The sequence below is a fragment of the Streptomyces sp. NPDC058257 genome (assembly GCF_042881845.1).
GTDB lineage: Bacteria > Actinomycetota > Actinomycetes > Streptomycetales > Streptomycetaceae > Streptomyces.
Genome location: NZ_JBHVXJ010000011.1, coordinates 276,294 through 290,396 on the forward strand (window position 1 = coordinate 276,294; position 14,103 = coordinate 290,396).

Genomic DNA, 14,103 nt, shown 5'->3' on the forward strand with positions numbered 1-14,103 from the left:
CCCTGTCCCGCTCTGCCTGCGGCACGACCCTAACGCGACGGGCCGCTCAGCCTCCGAAGCCGATCCCGCGCAGGATGCTCGCGGCTGTCCGGTCGAGCAGGATCGCGGAGCCGCAGCCGCGCGGCAGATCGCCCCGCTCGGCGGCGCCGACCAGGCGGCCGACGGTCCTGCGGTGCCGCGCGAAGGCGTACCGCGACACGCCGCGCCCGCGCGAGAGCTGCCCCTCTATGGCGGTGTCCGGCGGCACGTCGAGCAGCAGCAGATGCAGCGTCGTGCCGCGCCGCCCCGCCTCGCGGGCCAGCCAGCTGCGCACCCATGTCTGGGTGCCGCAGTCGTGCACCACGATGCCCTCGCCGGAGCGCAGGGCGGCGCGCAGCCCCGCGTAGTGCGCGAGGCGGACCAGGGGGCGGTAGACGGCGTACGGCAGCAGGGCCGGCATGCGCAGGGCCCAGCGGTCGCGGGTGTCCTGCGAGTCGATGCGCGGGCCCGCGACGGCTCTGCGCATCAGCGTGGACTTGCCGCTGCCCGGAAGACCGGAGACGACGATCAGGTCGCCCGCGCCGAACGTGAGGCGGTGCGGGCTGTGGCCGGACCGCTGCCTCAGGTCGCGGACGACGACCGCAGGCAGGGCGCCGCAGCTCTCCCTGGTGGGGGCGGCGGCCTGTTTGGGCAGGGCCACCCCCGTGTTGGTCGCGTAGACACTGGTCCTGCGCACCGTGATCGGCCTCCCCTAGCGGTCACGTAACTGCTTCCCGCAGCTTCCCCGGCAAGTGTAAAGAGAAGGTAATGCGGCACAACAGCGCCCGGGGCCCGGGGTTTCCCCCGGAATAGCACAGCTGGACTGGCACTGCCCCGTGACGCGGGCCCGTGCAATGATGTGCGCGCAAACTCCATACAGGCCGCTTGAATCCGCGCGGGAGAGTTCCCGGTCGCCGTCGCAGGACGCACCGGGGCGCCGAAGGAGCAAGTCCCTCCCTTGAATCTCTCAGGCCCCGTACCGCGCGGGCGAGGCACATCTGAAAAGCGGGTCGCCCCGGCGGCTCCACCCAAGGTGCAAGTCATGACCCCCTGATACAGACGTATGACGTATACGGACGGGTCGTGGTGAACCTCTCAGGTTCCGATGACAGATGGGGAGGATCGACCTCGCCCGTCATGCCCTGGGAGTTCCCCGTATGAGTACCGTCCCCCGTCTGACCGCCCTCGATGCCGTGCATCGCGCGCTCGGCGCGACCATGACCGACTTCGCGGGCTGGGACATGCCGCTGCGCTACGGCAGCGAGCGCGACGAGCACATCGCCGTCCGCACCAAGGCCGGTCTCTTCGATCTCTCCCACATGGGCGAGATCACGGTCACCGGACCGCAGGCCGTGGACTTCCTGAACTTCGCACTCGTCGGCAACATCGGCTCCATCGGTGTCGGCCGCGCCCGCTACACGATGATCTGCGCCGAGGACGGCGGGATCCTGGACGACCTGATCGTCTACCGTCTGGGCGAGGCCGACGCCCCTGAGTACATGGTCGTCGCCAACGCCTCGAACGCGCAGACCGTGCTCGACGCGCTCACCGCCCGCGCCGACGGCTTCGACGCCGAGGTCCGCGACGACCGCGACGCGTACGCGCTGCTCGCCGTCCAGGGGCCCGAGTCCCCCGGCATCCTGAAGTCACTCACGGACGCGGACCTGGCGGGGCTGAAGTACTACGCGGGCCTGCCGGGCACCGTCGCGGGCGTGCCCGCCCTGATCGCCCGCACCGGCTACACCGGCGAGGACGGCTTCGAGCTCTTCGTCTCGCCCGGTGACGCCGAGAAGCTCTGGAACGCGCTCATGGAGGCCGGCGAGCACGTCGGTCTGGTCCCGGCCGGGCTCTCCTGCCGCGACACGCTCCGTCTTGAGGCGGGCATGCCGCTGTACGGGCACGAGCTGACGGCGGAGCTGACTCCGTTCGACGCGGGCCTGGGCCGGGTCGTGAAGTTCGAGAAGACCTCGCAGTCCGACACCTTCGTGGGGCGCTCGGCGCTCGCGGCCGCCGCCGAGCGCGCCGAGACCGCTCCCCCGCGGAAGCTGGTGGGCCTGATCGCCTCAGGCCGCCGCGTTCCGCGCGCGGGCTTCGACGTGGTCGCCGACGGCAAGGTCATCGGCGAGGTCACCTCCGGGGCGCCGTCCCCGACGCTGGGCAAGCCGATCGCCATCGCGTACGTCGACGTGGCGCACTCGGCCCCCGGAACCACCGGTGTCGGCGTCGACATCCGGGGCACGCACGAGCCGTACGAGGTCGTGGCGCTGCCCTTCTACAAGCGCCAGAAGTGACGTTTCCGCCGCTGCTCCGCCTCTGTGGTAAGCCGGAAGTGACCCCACGCACATCAGTCCCGTTCCGCAGCACCCACCCGCGTACAGGAGAATTCAGGTCATGAGCAACCCCCAGCAGCTGCGTTACAGCAAGGAGCACGAGTGGCTTTCGGCCACCGAGGACGGTGTGGCGACGATCGGCATCACGGAGTTCGCGGCCAACGCGCTCGGTGACGTCGTATACGCCCAGCTCCCTGAGGTCGGCGAGGCCGTGACCGCGGGCGAGACCTGCGGCGAGCTCGAGTCGACGAAGTCCGTCAGCGACCTGTACTCCCCCGTGACCGGTGAGGTCACCGAGGCGAACCAGGACGTCGTGGACGACCCGTCGCTGGTGAACTCCGCTCCGTTCGAGGGCGGCTGGCTGTTCAAGGTACGGATCACGGATGAGCCGAAGGACCTGCTCTCCGCGGCCGAATACACCGAGCTCGCAGGCAACTAAAGACCCTTAGGGACCACCTGATGTCGCTTCTCAACACCCCTCTCCACGAGCTGGACCCGGACGTCGCCGCCGCCGTCGACGCCGAGCTCCACCGTCAGCAGTCCACCCTGGAAATGATCGCCTCGGAGAACTTCGCTCCGGTCGCCGTCATGGAGGCCCAGGGCACGGTCCTCACCAACAAGTACGCCGAGGGCTACCCCGGCCGCCGCTACTACGGCGGCTGTGAGCACGTCGACGTCGCCGAGCAGATCGCGATCGACCGGCTCAAGGACCTGTTCGGCGCCGAGTACGCCAACGTCCAGCCCCACTCCGGCGCCTCCGCCAACCAGGCCGCCCTCTTCGCGATCGCCAAGCCCGGCGACACGATCCTCGGCCTGGACCTGGCGCACGGCGGCCACCTCACCCACGGCATGCGCCTGAACTTCTCCGGCAAGCAGTTCAACGTGGTCCCGTACCACGTCGACGAGGCCGGTCTGATCGACATGGCCGAGGTCGAGCGCCTGGCCAAGGAGAGCAGCCCGAAGGTGATCATCGCGGGCTGGTCCGCCTACCCGCGTCAGCTGGACTTCGCCGAGTTCCGCCGGATCGCCGACGAGGTCGGCGCGTACCTGTGGGTCGACATGGCGCACTTCGCCGGGCTCGTCGCCGCGGGCCTTCACCCCAACCCGGTGCCGTTCGCGGACGTGGTCACCTCCACCACGCACAAGACGCTCGGCGGCCCGCGCGGCGGCATCATCCTTGCCCGCAGCAAGGAGTTCGCGAAGAAGCTGAACTCCGCGGTCTTCCCGGGCTTCCAGGGCGGCCCCCTGGAGCACGTGATCGCGGCCAAGGCCGTCTCCTTCAAGATCGCGGCCTCCGAGGAGTTCAAGGAGCGCCAGCAGCGCACCCTGGACGGCGCCCGCATCCTGGCCGAGCGCCTGGTTCAGGACGACGCGAAGGCCGTCGGTGTCGACGTCCTGTCCGGCGGCACGGACGTGCACCTGGTCCTGGTGGACCTGCGCGACTCCGAGCTCGACGGCCAGCAGGCCGAGGACCGCCTCCACGAGGTCGGCATCACGGTCAACCGCAACGCGGTCCCGAACGACCCGCGCCCCCCGATGGTCACCTCGGGCCTGCGGATCGGTACGCCCGCGCTCGCGACCCGCGGCTTCCAGGAGGACGACTTCCGTGAGGTCGCCGACATCATCGCCGAGGCGCTGAAGCCGGGCGACGTCGACACGGAGTCGCTCAAGGCCCGCGTCTCCGCCTTGGCGGAAAAGCACCCGCTGTACCCCAACCTGTAGCATTTTCGTACGCTTTCCTTCGTACGAATCTTCGGGGCACCGCGCACACTGGATGTGAACACAGTGAGCGCGGTGCCCCGGTTCGTGCCCCGGCTCACGCCTTGCTCTCTGCACCACCCCGGCAGACAACGGCGTCTACCAACCACCATTGGAGTTTCTCGTGGCCCTCTCGGTCTTCGACCTGTTCTCGGTCGGCATCGGCCCGTCCAGCTCCCACACGGTCGGCCCCATGCGCGCCGCACGCATCTTCGCGAGCCGCCTCAAGAACGAGGGCCTGATGGCCCACACCACCGCCATACGGGCCGAGCTCTACGGCTCGCTCGGCGCGACGGGCCACGGCCACGGCACCCCCAAGGCGGTCCTGCTCGGCCTGGAGGGCGAGTCCCCGCGCTCGGTCGACGTCGAGTTCGCCGACGAGCGCGTCGAGCAGATCAAGAGCACCGGCCGCATCAGCCTCCTCGGCATGCACGAGATCGACTTCGCCTTCGACGAGGACCTGGTCCTGCACCGCCGCAAGGCCCTGCCGTACCACGCCAACGGCATGACGATCTTCGCGTACGACCGTGAGGGCGCCCCCGTCCTGGAGAAGACGTACTACTCCGTGGGCGGCGGCTTCGTGGTCGACGACGACGCGGTGGCCGGCGAGAACCCGATCGTGCCGGACGACACGGTCCTCAAACACCCCTTCCGCACCGGCGACGAGCTGCTCCGCCTCGCCGAGGAGACCGGCCTCTCCATCTCCGCGCTGATGCTGGAGAACGAGAAGGCCTGGCGCACCGAGGAGGAGATCCGCGCGGGTCTGCTCGACATCTGGGGCGTCATGCAGTCCTGCGTCTCGCGCGGCATGTCCCGCGAGGGCATCCTGCCGGGCGGCCTCAAGGTCCGCCGCCGCGCGGCCAACTCCGCACGCCAGCTGCGCGCCGAGGGCGACCCGCTTGCCCGCTCCATGGAGTGGATCACGCTCTACGCGATGGCGGTGAACGAGGAGAACGCGGCGGGCGGCCGGGTCGTGACCGCCCCGACGAACGGCGCCGCGGGCATCATCCCGGCGGTCCTGCACTACTACATGAACTTCATTCCCGGCGCGGACGAGGAGGGAGTGGTCCGCTTCCTGCTCGCCGCGGGCGCCATCGGCATGCTCTTCAAGGAGAACGCCTCGATCTCCGGCGCCGAGGTCGGCTGCCAGGGCGAGGTCGGCTCCGCCTGCTCGATGGCGGCGGGCGCCCTCGCCGAGGTGCTCGGCGGCAGCCCCGAGCAGGTCGAGAACGCGGCCGAGATCGGCATGGAGCACAACCTCGGCCTGACCTGCGACCCGGTCGGCGGGCTCGTCCAGATCCCGTGCATCGAGCGCAACGGCATGGCGGCGGTGAAGGCCGTGACCGCGGCGAAGATGGCGATGCGCGGCGACGGCAGCCACAAGGTCTCCCTCGACAAGGTCATCAAGACCATGAAGGACACCGGGGCGGACATGAGCGTGAAGTACAAGGAGACGGCGCGGGGCGGGCTCGCGGTGAACATCATCGAGTGCTGAGCCCACGTCCCGGTCGTCACCCGGACGGCGGATACCCTGAGCCCCGTCAGTAGTGCACCAAGAAGGGGTGGATCCGGTGGCGGACATCGAGGAAGCGCGCAGGACGTTCAAGCAGTTCGACGCGGACGGCGACGGCTTCATCACAGCGGCGGAGTGGAAGTCGGCCATGGCCAAGATGGGGGACTTCTACGTCACCGAGACGGTGGCCGAGGCCGTGATCGGCACGAAGGACACCGACAAGGACAAGCGTCTCTCCTTCGACGAGTTCTGGGCGAGCCTGAACAAGAAGTAGTGGTGGTACGTACGAGGGGCCCGGCGCGTGAGAGCGCCGGGCCCCTCGCACGTACTCGCCGCGCCTGCTCAACGGGCGCGCGATCAGGGTCCGTCCGCGCTCGCCCCGGGAGAGCGCGGACCGGCGCGCGTCCGTGCGGCGCGCGAGCCCGGGCATGGCGATCAGGCGATCGGCCTGCTCCTCCTGCTCGGAGTGTGGGACTCCACCGGGGCAGCAGCTCCACGCTGTTGGCGAGCCCGGTCAGGACGGCCTCGCGCACCCGCAAGGGCGAGCGGAGTGGATGAGACCATCTGTCCATGAGCAGCGACCTGGAAGTGAGTGCTCTGGCGATCAATGTCACGATCCCGCAGGAGCTCCGCTGGACGGACACTCGGCGTGGTGAGGAGTTCATGCTGAGCACACTCAACGTCCGTCTCCTCCCGGACGGGCACCTCGCCACAAAGGCCTACGGCCGACCAGTCGCAGGCGGCCGGGGCGCATACGTCTCGTTCCCCGTCCCCGACAGGCCCGAACTGGCGGCGCTGATCGCCGACGCCGCCAGCCGCGCCGGGGCGCTGTGGGCCGCGCATCGGGGTCTCGGCTGAGCTTGGTCCGACTCAGGGAAGGGCAGTGGCGCCGAACCGCTGGCGCTGTCGGCCCGCTGACCAGGCGACGGCAGGCCCTGCGATCTGTTCACCAACACCGCGGCATCACGTGGGCGCGGACGTGAACTCGTACCGCGGTCCGTAGAGGTGCCCGGCCTTGACCAACGCCGTCGCCTCGATGGATTCCCGCTGCTGCGGGCGGTGCGGGCCGGGCGGCCGGACCGTGCTCAGCCGCGCTCGTCGGCGGCTTCGGGTTCCATGCCCTTCTGAGCTACGACAGCGCGCTCCAGGATCGCGCTGCTGCCGTAGAGCTCCTCGGGGTTGCCCCCCTTGCCCGGCGTGCCACCCGGCTTGTGGTTCTTCGTCATATAGCCGCGCGAGCCGAGATATTCGAAGGACTTCTTGTCGAAGATCCACACCTCGCGCGTCGCCCACGACGACTCGTCGAGGGTGATGCCGATTCCGTGGCGGCCCGCCGCGTCCACCGCGTCGGGCACCTCGGTCACGCCGGGGAGCTTCGCGACGACCTTGTAGAACGCTGCGGCATTCTCCGGCGGCATGATCGTCGATTCGAGCAGGTCACCGATCTTGTCGAAGACGGCCTGCGCCTTCGTCTCCTCCCCTTCGATCACCTGCGTCTGGGCATACAGCTTCTTCAGCAGGGCGTCGGGGTCGGTGGGCAGCGAGGCGAGCCAGTTGTACGTGGGCCGCTCCGGCCCCTCCGGGATGGCTCCGGAGTCATCGGAACCGTCCACGACGGACGTCTCGATGGGGACGTCCTGACCGGGCATCGACGCCCCCTTTCCGCTCTCCCGGATCATGCCGATGTTCGTGACGGGAGCGGGGTCCTGCGACATCCAGGACTCCTGCTTGTGCGGAGCACCGAGCTTCACCTTGGCGTTGAGCTCGCCCTCGTTGCCCTGGACCAGGCTGCGGATGTAGACGAACTGGCTCGCCTTCACCCGCCGGGTGTCGGCCTTCAGGGAAGCGGTGGCGATCCGGTCGAGAGTGACGGCCGCACCGGAGGTGGCGCCGTCGCCGGCCCCCATGTCACGGACACCGTCGGCGTGGTCGGACGGAAGCGTGGCGAGCAGGATCCCTGCCGCCGCGAAAGCGGCGGCGGCCGGCATCAGCACCGCGGGACGCAGCAGCTTGCGGCGGGCGGACGCGAGGGCGGGGGCGGGGGCGGGGGCCTGCTGTGTCCGGCTCTGGTCCGTGTCGTGGTCGATCTGCTGCATCAGGACGTCCTTGTGGTGAAGGTGACGCCCCGGCGGAAGCTGCCATTCGTCTTCGTCCGACTCCGGCAGCAGGCGGGCCAGTTCAGCGGCCTCGGCCTCTCCCGGGGGCGGGGTGGCGGCGTTCATCGGAATTCCTCCCGCAGGGGCAGGGCCGCGAACGCGGCCTCACTCTCTACCTCTCCGCGACCACGGCGAGGTTCCGTCACGTTCTTCATCTTCTTCACGTTCTTCGTGTTCTTCGTGTTCTGCGCTTCCGTCGCATCCAACCCGTCCTCGCTGAGCCGCCGCAGCCGCGCACGCGCCCGCGAGAGCCGCGACCGCACCGTGCCGACGGGAACACCGAGCGCCTCGGCGGCCTGCGCGTAGTCGAGCCCGGACCACACGCACAGGACGAGCACCTCCCGCTCCGGACGGCGCAGCCGACGCAGCGCGCCGTGCACCGCCGCGAGCCGTCGCACGTCGTCCATCCGCCCGGCCGACTCCTCGGCGAAGTCGGCCACTTCGGGCGGGGGCGGCTGACGGGAGAGGAAGGCGAGCCGCCTGCGCAGACCCCGGTTGGCGTTCTGCGCCTTGTGCGTCGCGATGCCGAGCAGCCACGGCTTGAGCGAACCGCGGTCCGGCTCAAGGCGGTCCCGGGTGCGCCAGGCCGCGAGGAAGGTCTCGGACATGACCTCCTCGGCGGTCGACCAGTCGCCGGTCAGCCGCAGGGCGTGGTTGTAGACCGTTCGCGCGTACGCCTCGTACAACTCGCCGAACGCCTCCCGCTCACCTGCCCGGATCCGTGCATGGATGCCGTCTTCCAGTTCAGTACGCCTCACACCAGGTATCTCTCCGCACCCTCCACCGAGTTCCTGTGCCCCTCGTCACACCCCCACCAAGGACGCGCACAGGCCGACGGAGTCCCATACTCGCCTCGGCGAGATCGTGGTGAAACTCTGGGGGTGGCGATCGGCTCAGCCGGAATACCTCACCGGTTCCGGAGGTTGGCTCCGCTACGGCACCACCGAATCCACCCCCGGAAGGGCGAGTCATGAAGATCGGCATCATCGGCGCGGGCAACATCGGCGGCAACCTCACCCGGCGCCTCACGGCTGTCGGCCACGACGTCTCCGTCGCGAACTCCCGCGGCCCGCAGACCCTCACCGACCTCGCCAAGGAGACCGGCGCCACGCCCGTGACGGTCGAGGAGGCCGCGCGCGGCGCCCAGGTCGTCGTCGTGACGATCCCCCTCAAGGCCGTACCGAACCTGCCGTCCGGCTTCCTCGACGGCGCGGCGGACGGCCTCGCCGTCATCGACACCGGCAACTACTACCCGCAGCAGCGCGACGGGAAGATCACCGAGATCGAGGAGGGCCTGACCGAGAGCCGCTGGACCGAGCGCCAGATCGGCCACCCGGTGATCAAGGCCTTCAACGGCACATACGCCCACGACATCCTCGACAAGCCCCAGCCCAAGGGCACGCCCGGCCGCGTCGCCCTTCCGGTGTCCGGCGACGACGAGGAGGCCAAGAAGGTCGTACGCGACCTCCTCGACGAGATCGGCTTCGACACCGTCGACACGGGCGGCCAGGACGAGTCGTGGCGCCAGCAGCCGGGCACTCCGGTGTACGGCCTCGCGGCGGACGCGGAAGCGGTCCGCAAGGCGCTGGACTCGGCGTCCCAGGAGCGGACGCCGGACTGGCGCGCCTGACCGAGACCGAGGGGCGCGCGCGGGGCGGCCATGACCGCGGCACGGCTACGGCACGGCTACGGCGTGGCCCACTCCCGCAGCGCGTCCTCGCTCTCGAAGTCCGCCACATTCTTGTCCAGTGGCGTCGACGTGTACTGATGGAAGCGCCACTTCGCCTTGATGCGCGGCTTGCCCGCCGTCACGTAGTCGGCGATCCAGAGGGCGTCGCCCGCGTATGACGTGGTGTCGTGGTTGAGCCAAAAGTCCCTATTCGTGTACAGCATGACCCGGTGGTTGGGGCGCAGCCTCTTCACCTCGCGGATGAAGTGGTCCTTGTCCGCATTGCTGGCGCGCGTGTGTTCACCCGTCCACTCCCAGTCCGCCGCGAGCAAGTCCCCTGATTTCTCAGGGGTCTTGCTGACGAAGTACTCCGCCTGCGCCTTGATGTTCCCGGGCCACAGGAAGTGGTAGAAGCCGACCACGCAGCCGCCGTCCCTGGCGCGCTTCACCTGCGCGGCCAGCTTCGCATTGACGTACGAACGGCCCTCCGTCGACTTTATGATGACGAAGGAGCGGCCGTCCGTCTCGAAGTTGGACTGGTGCGAGCTGACGTCGATGCCTTTGAGCACGGGCGGCCTCCTGAGCGGCAGAGGGGAGGGCAGGTCGATCTACCCTTCTCGTGCCCGGTGGCCGCTGTGGTCAACCGTTGAACAGCTCAGCGGAAGATCCCCGTATGTCCCAGCGAGTAGCGGCCGGGCTGCGGATACACCGCGAGGCCGTGCGGACCGCCGCCGACGGGGATGCGGGCGATCTGGACTCCGGTGCGGGTGTCGATGGCGTACACCTCGGAGTCGTAACGCCCGGAAAGCCAGAGGGTGTTGCCGTCCGCCGAGACGCCGCCCATGTCGGGGCTGCCGCCCTGGGGGAGTTTCCACTTCTTGGTGAGTCTGTTCTTGGGGAAGTCGAAGACGGAGATGGTGCCTTCGCCGCGGTTGGACACGTACATCTCGCGCGAGTCCCTGCTGACGTAGAGGCCGTGGGTGCCCTTGCCGGTGTGCAGGAGCTTCGGCTTGTCGAACTTGTCGCCGCTCAGGACCCACATGCCGTCGGCCATCATGTCGGCGACGTAGAAGGTCTTGCCGTCGGGCGAGATCTTCACGTCCTGCGGCATGGCGCCCTTGAAGGGCAGCTTCTGCTGGCCGACGACCTTCATCTTCTCGGTGTCCACCTTGAGGAGTTCGCCGGAGAACTCGCAGGAGACGATGAAGTAGCGTCCGTCCGCCGAGAAGTCGGCGTGGTTGACGCCGTAGCAGCTGACCGGTTCGGTCTTGACCTCCTTCATGGTGTGCGGGTCGCGGAAGACGAGCTCGCGGTCCATCGAGGCCATCACGACGGCGTACTTGCCGTTGGGTGTGAAGTAGAGGTTGTACGGGTCGTGGACGTCGACGGGCTTGCCCGCCTTGCCGGTCTTGGGGTCGATGGGGGTGAGCGTGTGGCCGCGGTTGTTGTTGACCCAGAGCGTCTTCATGTCCCAGGAGGGGACGACGTGCTGGGGCTGGACACCGACGTCGATCGTGTCGATCACTTGGTACGTCTTGGGGTCGATGACCGAGACCGTGTTGGAGGTGGTGTTGGGGACGTAGATCCGGGAGGGGAAGTCCTCCACGACCGGGGAGAGCCTGTTGGGGCGGTCGGCCGCGTAGACGTCCTTCTTGTCGAGGAGGGGCGGCATGCCCGGGAGGCCGGGCGCGGCCTTGGGCTCGGGTTCGGAGGATTTCTGGATGCCCTTGGTGCCGAGGGCTTCGTTCTCGCGCGTGTCACCGCCGCTGCCGCTGCCGCAGCCGGCGAGCGCGGCGGCGACGACGGCCCCGGCGGCGACGACCGCTCCGGTGCGCCGGGTGAGCTTCAGGTGCAGGGTCATCAGGTCAGCAACTCCGTGGTCGTCACCGCGCGCAGGCCGCGGCGGTCGAGGTCTTCCAGGACGGCGGGGAGCGCGGCGACCGTGTCCGCGTACCCGAAGTGCAGGCTCACGACGGAGCCCGCGCGCACCTCTGAGGCGATCTTGCGGGTGACGGCCGGGGCGCCCGGCGAGGTGAAGTCGAGGGAGTCGACGTCGTACGAGAGCACGTGCGGGTAGCCCGCGCGGTGGGCGAGGCGGGCCACGAGGGGCGTCGCGGTCTCGGCCCGCGAGGGGCGGAACCAGGTGCCGATGGAGCCGGTGAGGCGGCGCAGTCGGTCGGCGCAGCCGGTGATCTCCGCGTAGGCGTCGGCCTCGGGCAGTTCGTTGATCGTGACGTGGTGGTGGGTGTGGTTGCCGAGGTCGTGGCCGCCGTCGAGGACGCGGCGGGCGAGCTCGGGGTGCTCGTCGAGCCAGCTGCCGACGGCGAGGACGGTGATTCTGGCGCCCGCCTTCTCGGCGATGGAGAGCAGAGAGCGCGCGATGGCCGGGTCGCCCTGGCCGTGGAAGGTGAGGGCGACCTGGGGGCGGTCGCGAGGGCTGTGCGCGATCTGGTCGGGGAGGCCGGGGAAGCGGCGGGGCGGCGGGGCGGCGCGGGGCGTTCTTCGGGCGGGGTGGCGGGCGGCGGGTGCGGCCTGGTGCGCTGCGGGGGCGTCGGATCCGGAGGCGGAGCAGCCTGCGGTGAGGGCGCCCGCTACGGCCAGTCCGGCGCCCGCACGCAGGGCTCCGCGGCGGTCAGTCTCGATCACCCGACCATTTAATGGTAAAAGCGGTCAAAAGCCGCTGATTGCGTGCGGATGGAGCCTGCGGGTCGGGGCGCTGCGGCCCATCCGATCCCCCGCCGCCCCTTACGGAACATCTGTCACAGCCAGAACTTAGCCAGTGTTTACCAGGTAGGTGTCCCAGCTCACCAAGGATTCACCTCTAAAGTGTCATGATTCGCTACCGTATGACCGGTTAAGTACTTTTGGATCGGCGGGGCCCGTCTGCCATAGTCGGAGCCACGACCCCCATTGACCCGGGCTCGGTCGTCACCAGCGCCGCGGACCACACCCCTTTGTCCGTGGCGCTCCGCCAAGCCCCCGCAGTGCCGCATCCGGCAACCGGGGGCTTTCGCGTCTCAGCGACGCACATCCCGGCGATCCAAGCCTCAGCGGTCAGCGACCCGCATCTCGAACCACGTCGTCTTGCCGCGCGGCAGCAGATCCACGCCCCACCGGTCGGAGAGCTTGTCGACCAGGAAGAGGCCGCGGCCACTGAGGTCGAGTTCACTGACGGGCATCAGGCAGGGCAGCCCGCGCGAGGGGTCGCGCACCTCGACCCTGATCCAGCCGCGCCGCCGCATCATCCGCAGCCCGAAGACGCGGGCGCCGGTGTGCCGCACGGCGTTGCCGACGAGCTCGGAGGTGAGGAGCACCGCGTCCTCGGTCAGCTTCGGCGAGAGCCCCCAGTGCCGGAGCACCACGACCTGCGCGAGCCGGCGCGCGATGGCGGCGGACTCCGGGCGCGACGGCAGCGGAACCTCCGCGTCCGTCGGATTGCCGAACAACTCCACTGCCTTCAGCGCGTGTTCGTCCTCGACCGCCGGCGACCAGCGTGCCGCGGTCGCACTCCCGTGTCGCCGCGGCTGTTCGATATCCTCCAGCCCCGCCATGCCTCCATCATGGCCGCACAGAAGGCGTTCTGGGGCCGTTCCGACGGAATAGGCCCCCCGGAACCATCCATTCCGGGGGGCCAGGTAGGCATATGCCGATGGCAAATAGGGTCCTGCGACACCCCTTCTGACCTGCGATGACTACCCGCTCACGGATGATCACTTAGGGCCTCGGGCGGGGCGGACTTAAGGTTCTCTTAAGCTACGCATAAACCGCTCCTTCGGGGGAAACTTTGGCTGACGTGCCCTCAACTGATCGCTTCGCGGCGGAACTTCAGAGGAATTTCGCCTTGCCCGGGCCCTCCTCGACGAAGCTGCGCATGCCACGCTCCCGGTCCTCGGTGGCGAACAGACCCGCGAACCAGGTGCGCTCGATCGCGAGCCCGGTGTCGATGTCCGTCTCCAGGCCCGCGTCCACGGACTCCTTGGCGGCGCGCAGCGCGAGCGCGGGCCCCTGCGCCAGGCGTGCGGCCCACTGGTGCGCCTGCTCGTACACCTCGGCGGCGGGCACGACACGGTCCACCAGGCCGATGGTCAGCGCCTCGTCGGCCTTGACCATGCGCCCGGTGAAGATGAGGTCCTTGGCCTTGGACGGGCCGATCAGACGGGACAGGCGCTGGGTGCCGCCCGCGCCGGGGATCAGGCCGAGCAGGATCTCGGGCTGGCCGAGCTTGGCGTCGTCGGCGGCGATGCGGAAGTCGGCGCAGAGCGCCAGCTCGCAGCCGCCGCCGAGCGCGTAGCCGGTGACGGCGGCGACGACGGGCTTGGGGATGCGGGCGACGGCGGAGAAGGAGTCCTGCAGGGCCCGGGACCGCACGACCATCGCCGCGTGGTCCATGGCCTGCATCTCCTTGATGTCCGCGCCCGCCGCGAACACCTTCTCGCCGCCGTAGATGATCACGGCGCGTACGTCGTCGCGCCGTGTCGCCTCTTCGGCCAGCTCCTTGAGCCGGTCCTGAAGGGCGATGTCGAGCGCGTTCATCGGGGGGCGGTCGAGGCGGATCGTGCCCACGCCTTCGGCGACTTCGAGATGCACAGATGTCATGCGGGGCACGTTAGCCGTGCCCCGCATGACCGTGCGGGCGGGTCGGGCCATGCCCGGAGGAAG

Annotated in this window: 15 protein-coding genes and 1 riboswitch; of the genes, 7 read left to right on the forward strand and 8 right to left on the reverse strand. The window is 69.5% G+C overall.

All coding sequences use genetic code 11. From position 1 onward, the window contains the following. Positions 1-46 precede the first annotated feature (46 nt). Positions 47-721: an AAA family ATPase gene (locus ACFVXC_RS26100; protein WP_389909418.1), complete on the reverse strand. Its 675-nt coding sequence runs from the start codon at positions 719-721 to the stop codon at positions 47-49. 183 nt (positions 722-904) lie between these two features. Next, a riboswitch (glycine riboswitch) is annotated at positions 905-1,010 on the forward strand. A gap of 165 nt (positions 1,011-1,175) precedes the next feature. Between ACFVXC_RS26100 and gcvT the strand changes: the two genes are divergently transcribed. From gcvT to ACFVXC_RS26130, 6 genes are all read left to right on the forward strand, one after another. Beyond that, the gene (gene gcvT, locus ACFVXC_RS26105) at positions 1,176-2,309 is read left to right on the forward strand and encodes a glycine cleavage system aminomethyltransferase GcvT (protein WP_389909283.1); all 1,134 of its coding nucleotides are present in this window, start codon (positions 1,176-1,178) and stop codon (positions 2,307-2,309) included. Positions 2,310-2,409: 100 nt separating this feature from the next. Then, positions 2,410-2,787 carry a glycine cleavage system protein GcvH gene (gcvH, locus tag ACFVXC_RS26110; protein ID WP_389909286.1) on the forward strand — a complete coding sequence of 126 codons (378 nt, stop codon included), beginning with the start codon at positions 2,410-2,412 and terminating at the stop codon, positions 2,785-2,787. Between the two features lie 20 nt (positions 2,788-2,807). Beyond that, positions 2,808-4,070: a serine hydroxymethyltransferase gene (glyA, locus tag ACFVXC_RS26115; protein ID WP_389909289.1), complete on the forward strand. Its 1,263-nt coding sequence runs from the start codon at positions 2,808-2,810 to the stop codon at positions 4,068-4,070. 160 nt (positions 4,071-4,230) lie between these two features. Beyond that, positions 4,231-5,601: an L-serine ammonia-lyase gene (locus ACFVXC_RS26120; protein WP_389909420.1), complete on the forward strand. Its 1,371-nt coding sequence runs from the start codon at positions 4,231-4,233 to the stop codon at positions 5,599-5,601. Positions 5,602-5,677: 76 nt separating this feature from the next. Next, complete coding sequence (locus tag ACFVXC_RS26125; protein ID WP_389909293.1) at positions 5,678-5,893, forward strand: EF-hand domain-containing protein; 216 nt, start codon at positions 5,678-5,680, stop codon at positions 5,891-5,893. Positions 5,894-6,189: 296 nt separating this feature from the next. After that, positions 6,190-6,477 carry a hypothetical protein gene (locus ACFVXC_RS26130; protein ID WP_389909296.1) on the forward strand — a complete coding sequence of 96 codons (288 nt, stop codon included), beginning with the start codon at positions 6,190-6,192 and terminating at the stop codon, positions 6,475-6,477. Positions 6,478-6,704: 227 nt separating this feature from the next. On the opposite strand, the gene ACFVXC_RS26135 is transcribed toward ACFVXC_RS26130, so the two are convergent. Both ACFVXC_RS26135 and ACFVXC_RS26140 read right to left on the reverse strand, forming a co-directional pair. Then, complete coding sequence (locus ACFVXC_RS26135; RefSeq protein WP_389909299.1) at positions 6,705-7,841, reverse strand: CU044_5270 family protein; 1,137 nt, start codon at positions 7,839-7,841, stop codon at positions 6,705-6,707. Then, positions 7,838-8,506 carry an RNA polymerase sigma factor gene (locus ACFVXC_RS26140; protein WP_389909423.1) on the reverse strand — a complete coding sequence of 223 codons (669 nt, stop codon included), beginning with the start codon at positions 8,504-8,506 and terminating at the stop codon, positions 7,838-7,840. Before ACFVXC_RS26140 ends, ACFVXC_RS26135 begins: the two co-directional genes overlap by 4 nt. 239 nt (positions 8,507-8,745) lie before the next feature. Between ACFVXC_RS26140 and ACFVXC_RS26145 the strand changes: the two genes are divergently transcribed. Then, positions 8,746-9,405, forward strand: a complete 660-nt coding sequence (locus ACFVXC_RS26145; protein WP_389909302.1) for an NADPH-dependent F420 reductase — start codon at positions 8,746-8,748, stop codon at positions 9,403-9,405. A 56-nt stretch (positions 9,406-9,461) separates the two neighbouring features. On the opposite strand, the gene ACFVXC_RS26150 is transcribed toward ACFVXC_RS26145, so the two are convergent. The 5 genes from ACFVXC_RS26150 to ACFVXC_RS26170 all read right to left on the reverse strand — a co-directional run bounded on the left by ACFVXC_RS26150 (position 9,462) and on the right by ACFVXC_RS26170 (position 14,040). Further along, the gene (locus ACFVXC_RS26150; RefSeq protein WP_389909305.1) at positions 9,462-10,013 is read right to left on the reverse strand and encodes a glycoside hydrolase family 25 protein; all 552 of its coding nucleotides are present in this window, start codon (positions 10,011-10,013) and stop codon (positions 9,462-9,464) included. Positions 10,014-10,099: 86 nt separating this feature from the next. Then, positions 10,100-11,305, reverse strand: a complete 1,206-nt coding sequence (locus ACFVXC_RS26155; protein WP_389909308.1) for a YncE family protein — start codon at positions 11,303-11,305, stop codon at positions 10,100-10,102. Then, on the reverse strand, positions 11,305-12,090 hold the full coding sequence (locus tag ACFVXC_RS26160) for a polysaccharide deacetylase family protein (RefSeq protein WP_389909310.1): 786 nt from the start codon (positions 12,088-12,090) through the stop codon (positions 11,305-11,307). Before ACFVXC_RS26160 ends, ACFVXC_RS26155 begins: the two co-directional genes overlap by 1 nt. A 401-nt stretch (positions 12,091-12,491) precedes the next feature. Next, positions 12,492-13,100: an ATP-binding protein gene (locus ACFVXC_RS26165; RefSeq protein ID WP_389909313.1), complete on the reverse strand. Its 609-nt coding sequence runs from the start codon at positions 13,098-13,100 to the stop codon at positions 12,492-12,494. 169 nt (positions 13,101-13,269) lie between these two features. Further along, complete coding sequence (locus ACFVXC_RS26170; protein ID WP_389909316.1) at positions 13,270-14,040, reverse strand: enoyl-CoA hydratase/isomerase family protein; 771 nt, start codon at positions 14,038-14,040, stop codon at positions 13,270-13,272. Positions 14,041-14,103: the final 63 nt, after the last annotated feature.

What these genes read in the sequence shown, in the direction of transcription:
- ACFVXC_RS26130 (WP_389909296.1), top strand. Translation starts at nt 6,190, where the DNA reads ATGAGCAGCGACCTGGAAGTGAGTGCTCTGGCGATCAATGTCACGATC.
- gcvH (WP_389909286.1), top strand. Translation starts at nt 2,410, where the DNA reads ATGAGCAACCCCCAGCAGCTGCGTTACAGCAAGGAGCACGAGTGGCTT.
- ACFVXC_RS26170 (WP_389909316.1), bottom strand. Translation starts at nt 14,040, where the DNA reads ATGACATCTGTGCATCTCGAAGTCGCCGAAGGCGTGGGCACGATCCGC.
- gcvT (WP_389909283.1), top strand. Translation starts at nt 1,176, where the DNA reads ATGAGTACCGTCCCCCGTCTGACCGCCCTCGATGCCGTGCATCGCGCG.
- ACFVXC_RS26145 (WP_389909302.1), top strand. Translation starts at nt 8,746, where the DNA reads ATGAAGATCGGCATCATCGGCGCGGGCAACATCGGCGGCAACCTCACC.
- glyA (WP_389909289.1), top strand. Translation starts at nt 2,808, where the DNA reads ATGTCGCTTCTCAACACCCCTCTCCACGAGCTGGACCCGGACGTCGCC.
- ACFVXC_RS26155 (WP_389909308.1), bottom strand. Translation starts at nt 11,305, where the DNA reads ATGACCCTGCACCTGAAGCTCACCCGGCGCACCGGAGCGGTCGTCGCC.
- ACFVXC_RS26135 (WP_389909299.1), bottom strand. Translation starts at nt 7,841, where the DNA reads ATGAACGCCGCCACCCCGCCCCCGGGAGAGGCCGAGGCCGCTGAACTG.